The sequence below is a fragment of the Azohydromonas sp. genome, assembly GCF_035325925.1.
GTDB lineage: Bacteria > Pseudomonadota > Gammaproteobacteria > Burkholderiales > Burkholderiaceae_C > Calidifontimicrobium.
The window spans coordinates 1-7,620 of sequence record NZ_DAOKZA010000084.1; the positions used below are offsets into that span (position 1 = coordinate 1).

6 protein-coding genes and 1 tRNA gene are annotated in these 7,620 nt (G+C 72.9%); 5 read left to right on the plus strand and 2 right to left on the minus strand.

The window, feature by feature from the left end; genetic code table 11:
* The 3 genes from PKC53_RS18130 to PKC53_RS18140 form a co-directional block, all read left to right on the plus strand.
* Nucleotides 1–424: glutathione S-transferase C-terminal domain-containing protein (locus tag PKC53_RS18130; RefSeq protein ID WP_324431197.1), on the plus strand; the 424-nt coding region annotated here is incomplete at its 5' end.
* Nucleotides 425–446: 22 nt separating this feature from the next.
* The gene (locus tag PKC53_RS18135; RefSeq protein WP_324431199.1) at nt 447–959 is read left to right on the plus strand and encodes a ClpXP protease specificity-enhancing factor; all 513 of its coding nucleotides are present in this window, start codon (nt 447–449) and stop codon (nt 957–959) included.
* Nucleotides 960–1,005: 46 nt separating this feature from the next.
* Nucleotides 1,006–1,081 (plus strand) — tRNA-Thr (locus tag PKC53_RS18140).
* A 30-nt stretch (nt 1,082–1,111) separates the two neighbouring features.
* Here PKC53_RS18140 and PKC53_RS18145 read toward each other — a convergent pair.
* Together PKC53_RS18145 and PKC53_RS18150 are read right to left on the minus strand one after the other, a co-directional pair.
* On the minus strand, nt 1,112–3,946 hold the full coding sequence (locus tag PKC53_RS18145) for a cation-translocating P-type ATPase (protein ID WP_324431201.1): 2,835 nt from the start codon (nt 3,944–3,946) through the stop codon (nt 1,112–1,114).
* A gap of 154 nt (nt 3,947–4,100) precedes the next feature.
* The gene (locus tag PKC53_RS18150) at nt 4,101–4,439 is read right to left on the minus strand and encodes a hypothetical protein (protein ID WP_324431203.1); all 339 of its coding nucleotides are present in this window, start codon (nt 4,437–4,439) and stop codon (nt 4,101–4,103) included.
* 15 nt (nt 4,440–4,454) lie between these two features.
* On the opposite strand from PKC53_RS18150, the gene PKC53_RS18155 reads away from it, so the two are divergent.
* Nucleotides 4,455–5,429, plus strand: coding sequence for a M23 family metallopeptidase (locus tag PKC53_RS18155; protein ID WP_324431205.1), 975 nt, complete (start codon nt 4,455–4,457; stop codon nt 5,427–5,429).
* 153 nt (nt 5,430–5,582) lie between these two features.
* Nucleotides 5,583–7,620, plus strand: a 2,038-nt coding sequence (secA, locus tag PKC53_RS18160; RefSeq protein ID WP_324431207.1) for a preprotein translocase subunit SecA, incomplete at its 3' end; no start/stop codon positions are given.

The following is a 7,620-nucleotide window of genomic DNA, read 5'->3' on the forward strand; positions in this document are numbered from 1 at the left end:
GAACATCATCAACGAGTACATCGACGAGCGCTTCCCGCACCCGCAGCTGATGCCCGGCGACCCGGTGGCGCGCGCGCGCGTGCGCCTGTTCCTGCTCAACTTCGAGAAGGAGCTGTTCGCGCACGTCAACATCCTCGAAGCACGCGGCGTCAAGCCCAACGAGAAGCAGCTCGAGAAGGCGCGCGGGCAGATCCGCGACCGGCTGACGCAGCTCGCGCCGATCTTCGTGAAGAACAAGTACATGCTGGGCGACGACTTCTCGATGCTCGACGTGGCCATCGCGCCGCTGCTGTGGCGGCTCGACTACTACGGCATCGACCTGAGCAAGAACGCGCTGCCGCTGCTCAAGTACGCCGAGCGCATCTTCTCGCGCCCGGCGTACATCGAGGCGCTGACGCCGTCCGAGAAGGTGATGCGCAAGTGAGCCCGGCGCGGGTGGCACGTCGATGAGCAACGCAGCGCCGCCGCCGGCCGACACCCCGGGCACGTCGACGCGCCCGTACCTGATCCGCGCGCTGCACGACTGGTGCACCGACAACGGCTTCACGCCGTACATCGCGGTGCACGTCGACGCCGGCGTGCAGGTGCCGGCGGAGTACGTGAAGAACGACGAGATCGTGCTCAACGTCGGCTTCGAGGCCACCTCGGGACTGAAGCTGGGCAACGAGTTCATCGAGTTCAAGGCGCGCTTCGGCGGCGTGGCGCGCGAGATCGTCGTGCCGGTCGATCACGTGGTGGCCATCTACGCGCGCGAGAACGGCCAGGGCATGGCGTTCCCCGTGCCCACCGCGGCCGCGGCGGGCGATGCCGCCGCCGCGCCGGTGGCGCCGAAGGCCGCACCGCGCGGCCTGCGACTGGCCAGCGTCGAAGGCGAGGAAGCCACCGCGGCGCCACCCGACGAGGAGCCGCCGCCCGACGGCACCCCGCCTGCGCGGCCGTCGCTCAAGCGCATCAAGTGAGGCGGGCGCCGCGGGGGCGCGTCCTACAATCAACGGCTGCGTCGCGGCCGGCTTAGCTCAGCTGGTAGAGCACCCGCCTTGTAAGCGGAAGGTCGTCCGTTCGATCCGGACAGCCGGCACCATGCCCGCCCGATCCGGCGCGGTCGTCCTGCTCACCGCGCCCCGCGGGCGGTGCGGCGCGCGTCCCACCGGCGGTAGGCCAGCTTGCGCAGCTCGCCGAACCACAGCACGCTGCTGGCGATCGCGACGCAGTGCAGCCATTGCTCGGGCGACAGCGGCACGGTGCCGAAGGCGACGTTGAGCACCGGCAGGTGCACCACCGCGACCTGCAGCGCCAGCGACACCGCGATCGCACCCCACAGCCAGGCGTTGGTGAACGGGCGGCGCAGCGCGCTGACCGTCTCCGAGCGCGCGTTGAAGCAGTTGAACAGCTGCGCCAGCACCAGTACCGTGAACGCCGCGGTGCGCGCGCGGTCCAGCGTCTGCGAGCCCTCGATCAGCCCGCCGGGCAGGTGCAGGTCCAGCGTCAGCAGCGTGGCCAGCGCCATCACCAGGCCCAGCGACAGCACGCCGGCCCACATGCGCGCGTCGATCGCGCGCTCGCCGCGCCGCCGCGGCGTGCGCGCCATCGCGTCGTCGACCGGCGGGTCCAGCCCGATCGCCAGCGCCGGGCCGGCGTCGGTCATCAGGTTGATCCACAGGATCTGCGTGGCCAGCAGCGGCAGCACCACCGCCTCGCCGTGGCCGCTCAGGCCGATCACGCCGGCGCCGACCACGCCGAGAAACACCGTCAGCACCTCGCCCATGTTCGACGACAGCAGGTAGCGCAGGAACTTGCGGATGTTGTCGAAGATGGCGCGGCCCTCGCGCACCGCGGCAACGATGGTGGCGAAGTTGTCGTCGGCGAGCACCATCTTCGCCGCCTGCTTGGCGACCTCGGTGCCGGTGATGCCCATCGCCACCCCGATGTCGGCCGACTTCAGCGCCGGTGCGTCGTTGACACCGTCGCCGGTCATCGCCACCACGTGACCGTCGGCCTGCAGCGCGTCGACGATGCGCAGCTTGTGCACCGGCGCGACGCGCGCGTACACCGACGTCTCGCGCACCGCGGCGGCGAGGTCGGCGTCGTCGAGCGCGTCGAGCTCGGCGCCGGTCAGCGCGCGCGCGCCGGGCGCGGCGATGCCCAGGTCGGCGGCGATGCGTGCGGCGGTGCGCGGGTGGTCGCCGGTGATCATGATCACCCGGATGCCCGCACGCCGCGCCTCGGCGATCGCCGCGCCGGCCTCGGGCCTCGGCGGGTCGATGATGCCCACGGTGCCGACGAAGATCAGGTCGCGCTCGAGCGCGGCGGCGTCGTCCGCCGCCTCGTGCGGCTGCAGCGGCCGGTAGCCGACGGCCAGCGTGCGCAGCGCCTCGCCGCCGAGCCGGTCGACGTCGGCCAGCGCGCGCGCGCGCATCGCGTCGTCGAGCGGCAGCACCTCGGCGCCGACGCGCACGCGGGTGCAGCGCGCGAGCAGCACGTCGGGCGCGCCCTTGCTGACGACGAGCAGCCGGCCGTCGTGATCCAGGTCGCGCTCGACGGTGGACATCATCTTGCGGTCCGAGCTGAACGGGATCTCGGCCACGCGCTGGAAGCGACGCTGCCGCTGCTCGTGCACGCCGAGCTTGCGCTCGGCCACCAGGAACGCGGCCTCGGTCGGGTCGCCGTGGATCTCCCACTCGCCGGCGTCGTCCCGGCGCAGGCTGGCGTTGCCGGCCAGGCTGCCGCCGCTGAGCACGACGACGTGCTCGGCGTGCACCGGTCCGCTCTCGAGCGGCCGGCCCTCGTGCTGCACCTGCCCTTCGGGGCGGTAGCCCACGCCGGTGACGCGGCTGCTGCCCGACGCGGTGGCCACGCGCTCGATGGTCATCTCCGAGCGCGTCAGCGTGCCGGTCTTGTCGGTGCAGATCACCGTCGCGCAGCCCAGCGTCTCCACCGACGAGAGCGTCTTGACGATGGCCTGGCGTCGCGCCATGCGCTGCACGCCCAGCGCCAGCACCACCGACAGGATCGCCGGCAGCCCCTCGGGCACCGCGGCCACCGCCAGCGACACGCCGAGCAGCAGCACGGTGACGACGTCGGCGGCGCTGCGCCGATCGGCCAGCAGCAGCACCGTGGCGACGACGACCACGGCGATGACGACCACCGCCCGCGCGAGCATGCGCCCGATCACGGCCACCTCGCGCTGCAGCGGCGTCGGCTCCTCGACGGTGGCCTCGAGCAGGCTGGCCACCGCGCCCATCTGGGTGCCCATCCCGGTGGCGGTGACCACCGCGCGCGCCGTGCCCGAAACCACCGACGTGCCCTTGAACACCATGTCGGCGCGCTCGGCCGGCGCCGCAGGTGCCGCCAGCGTGGCAGCGTCCTTCAGCACCGCCTCGCTCTCGCCGGTGAGCGACGCCTCCTGCACGCGCAGCGCGTTCGCGGCGACCAGCCGCGCGTCGGCGCCGACCGCGTCGCCCTCGGCCAGCAGCAGCAGATCGCCGCGCACCAGCTGCTCGCTGGGCACGCGCCGCACCTGGGCGTCGCGCACGACCGACGCGGTGGCGGCGGTCATGCGCGCCAGTGCGGCCACCGCGCTGCGTGCGCGCGACTGCTGCGCGTGGCCGATCGCCGCGTTGAGCAGCAGCACCGCGGTGATCACCAGTGCGTCGACCGGCCAGCCGGCGAAGCCTTCGACGGCCCACGCGGCCAGCGCGATCAGCACCGCGACGAGCAGCAGCAGCACCAGCGGGTCCTGGAACTGCGCCAGCCAGCGTCGCCACCACGGCACCGGCGCGGCGGCGCGCAGCGCGTTGGGACCGTCGGCGGCCAGCCGCTGCGCCGCCTGCGCCGACGTCAGCCCGGCGTCGACGTCGGTGCCCAGGTCGCGGGCGACGTCCTGCGCGTCGCGCAGCGACGGGTCGTCGGTCGCGGCGGGCGGCGTCAGCGCGGCGTCGGCGTGCATCGTGGCGGGGCATCGGTGCCGGCGCGCCGGGCAGCGTGCGCCGCGGTGGCCGCGGCGCGCCCCCTATACTGCGCCGCACGTCGGGCTGCGTCCGCCGCGGGCGAACGTCGGCGTCGCCGGGGCCGGTTCGGATCGGTCACCGTCGGGGCTGCGATCAGCGCTGCAGCACGCGGATGCGGATGTCCAGCGGCGGCCATCCGGCGGCCTGCAGGCGCTGCTCGAGCGTCGGCAGGCACTGGCGCAGCTTGGCCGCGACGGCGCCGTTGGCGGCCAGCAGCACCCACTGCCGGTCGTCGCAGGGGCCGGGCAGGACGTGCGGGCGCAGCGCCTCGGGCAGCGCCTCGGCGGCCGTGGCCAGGCGTTCGCGGGACTCGCGCAGGCGCTGACCCAGCCGGGCGAGCGCGGCGCTGGACTCGATCGCGCTGGCCAGCGGCACGGCCGCCGGCGGCATCACCGCGGGGCCGCGCGGCGGAAACGTCGACGGCTTCGACATGCAGGGAGTGTAGCGATGCAGATCCTCGTCACCGGCACCGCGCCGGGCCGCAGCCGGGTGCTGCAGTTCTCGGCGCTGCAACTGGCGGCCTCCTCGCTGGCGGCGCTCGTCGCGCTGGTGCTGCTGTCGGGCCTGTCGTACCACTTCGTGTTCGCGAAGGCGGCGCGCGAGGGCTGGCCCGTGGTCAGCCAGATCGTGCGCTTCGTCGTGCGCGACGAGTTCGAGCAGCGCGACCGCTTCATGCGCGAGAACCTCGACGCGATGGCGCGCAAGGTCGGTGAACTGCAGGCGCGGCTGATGCAGCTCGAGGCGATGGGCGAGCGCGTCTCCGACCTCGCCGGCGTCAAGCCCGACGAACTGCGCCCGCTGCGCCGCGCGCAGGGCGACGGCGCGCGCGGCGGGCCGTTCGTCGCACCGGCGGCCGCGCCGTCGCTGGAGCACCTGCGCGCGCAGGTGCAGCAGCTCGAGCTGGCCGCCGGGCACCGCGCCGACGTGTTCACGCTGATCGAGTCGCGGCTGTTCGAGGCTCGGCTGGCCAGGCTGCTGGTGCCCAGCAGCAAGCCGGTGGACGGGCCGGTGGGCTCGGGCTTCGGCTTTCGCAGCGACCCTTTCACCGGCGAGCCGGCGCTGCACACCGGGCTCGACTTTCCGGCCGAGGTGGGCACGCCGATCCTTGCTGCCGCCGGCGGCGTGGTCGTCACCGCCGGCGAGCATCCGGCGTACGGGCAGCTCGTCGAGGTCGACCACGGCAACGGGTTGCTGACGCGTTACGCGCACGCGTCGCGGATGCTGGTGCGCGCCGGCGACCTGGTGCGCCAGGGCCAGCGCATCGCCGAGGTCGGCTCCACCGGCCGCTCCACCGGCGCGCACCTGCACTTCGAGGTGCTGCTCGACGGCGTGCCGCAGAACCCGGCGCGTTTCCTCGCCGGCCGGCCCGACGCGGGTGCGCGCGCCGCTGGCCAGCGCCGCCTGCGCGGCGCCAGGGGCTGACCCCCCGGGTGCTAAACTGCCGCGCTTCACGCGGCGGCGTGGCTGCGCCCGCGTCGCGCTGCGGCCGCCGGGCCGCAGGCCCGCCCCCACCGGCGCCGCATCGACGCCGCCGCAGCGCGCGATGCGCCGCCCCAACGCCTTGACCCGCCTCGCATGCTCAACGTCCTGACCGCCATCTTCGGCTCGCGCAACGACCGCCTGCTGAAGCAGTACCGCCGCGCCGTCGAACGCATCAACGCGCTCGAAGGCCAGTTCGAGAAGCTCGACGACGCGGCGCTGCGCGCCAAGACCGACGAGTTCCGCGAGCGCGTCGCCAAGGGCGAGACGCTCGACGCGCTGCTGCCCGAGGCCTTCGCCACGGTGCGCGAGGCGAGCAAGCGCGTGCTCAAGATGCGCCACTTCGACGTGCAGCTGATCGGCGGCATGGCGCTGCACGAAGGCAAGATCGCCGAGATGCGCACCGGCGAGGGCAAGACGCTGACCGCGACGCTGCCGGTGTACCTGAACGCGCTGCCGGGCAAGGGCGTGCACGTGGTCACCGTCAACGACTACCTCGCGCGCCGTGACGCCGAGTGGATGGGCCGGCTGTACGGCTTCCTCGGGCTGACCGTGGGCGTCAACGTGCCGGGGATGATGCGCGACGAGAAGCAGGCCGCGTTCGCCGCCGACGTCACCTACGGCACGAACAACGAGTTCGGCTTCGACTACCTGCGCGACAACATGGTCTACGAGACGCGCGACCGCGTCGCGCGCGGGCTGAACTACGCGATCGTCGACGAGGTCGACTCGATCCTGATCGACGAGGCGCGCACGCCGCTGATCATCAGCGGCCAGGCCGAGGACCACACCGAGCTGTACGTGCGCATCAACGCGATCGTGCCCGGGCTGAAGAAGCAGGTCGGCGAGGCCGACCCGCGCACCGGCCAGGGGGTGATCGAGGCCGGCGACTTCACCGTCGACGAGAAGACCCACCAGGTGTTCCTCACCGAGCAGGGCCACGAGCGCGCGGAGGAACTGCTGACGCAGGCCGGCCTGCTCGCCGAGGGCGCGAGCCTGTACGACCCGGCCAACATCGCGCTGATGCACCACGTCTACGCGGCGCTGCGCGCGAACCACCTGTACCACCGCGACCAGCACTACGTCGTGCAGCAGGGCGAGCACGGTCCCGAGGTGGTGATCGTCGACGAGTTCACCGGCCGCCTGATGACCGGGCGCCGCTGGAGCGACGGGCTGCACCAGGCCGTCGAGGCCAAGGAAGGCGTGCCGATCCAGAGCGAGAACCAGACGCTGGCGTCGATCACGTTCCAGAACTACTTCCGCATGTACGGCAAGCTCGCCGGCATGACCGGCACCGCCGACACCGAGGCCTACGAGTTCAAGGAGATCTACGGCCTGGAGACGGTGCTCATCCCGCCGAACCGGCCGATGATCCGCAAGGACGAGCTCGACCTCGTGTACAAGACCGCGCGCGAGAAGTACGACGCCGTGATCGCCGACATCCGCGACTGTCACGAGCGCGGCCAGCCGGTGCTGGTGGGCACCACGTCGATCGAGAACTCCGAGCTCGTCTCCGGCCTGCTGCAAAAGGCGCAGCTGCCGCACCAGGTGCTCAACGCCAAGCAGCACGCGAAGGAGGCCGAGATCGTCGCGCAGGCCGGGCGGCCGAAGATGATCACGATCGCCACCAACATGGCCGGCCGCGGCACCGACATCGTGCTCGGCGGCAACGTCGAGAAGCAGATCCAGCTGCTCGAGGCCGACCCCGCACTGTCCGACGCCGACCGGCAGGCCCGCGCGAGCAAGCTGCGCGACGAGTGGCAGTCGCTGCACGGGCAGGTCGTCGGCGTGGGCGGCCTGCGCATCATCGCCACCGAGCGCCACGAGAGCCGGCGCATCGACAACCAGCTGCGCGGCCGTGCCGGCCGCCAGGGCGATCCCGGCTCGTCGCGTTTCTACCTGTCGCTCGAAGACCCGCTGATGCGCATCTTCGCCGGCGACCGCGTGCGCGCGATCATGGACCGGCTGAAGATGCCCGACGGCGAGGCCATCGAGGCCGGCATCGTCACGCGCAGCATCGAGAGCGCGCAGCGCAAGGTCGAGGCGCGCAACTTCGACATCCGCAAGCAGCTGCTCGAGTACGACGACGTCGCCAACGACCAGCGCAAGATCGTCTACTCCGACCGCAACGCGC

Excerpts from the sequence above, each read along its gene's own strand:
- PKC53_RS18145 (WP_324431201.1), bottom strand. The coding sequence starts at position 3,946 with ATGCACGCCGACGCCGCGCTGACGCCGCCCGCCGCGACCGACGACCCG.
- PKC53_RS18155 (WP_324431205.1), top strand. The coding sequence starts at position 4,455 with ATGCAGATCCTCGTCACCGGCACCGCGCCGGGCCGCAGCCGGGTGCTG.
- PKC53_RS18135 (WP_324431199.1), top strand. The coding sequence starts at position 447 with ATGAGCAACGCAGCGCCGCCGCCGGCCGACACCCCGGGCACGTCGACG.
- PKC53_RS18150 (WP_324431203.1), bottom strand. The coding sequence starts at position 4,439 with ATGTCGAAGCCGTCGACGTTTCCGCCGCGCGGCCCCGCGGTGATGCCG.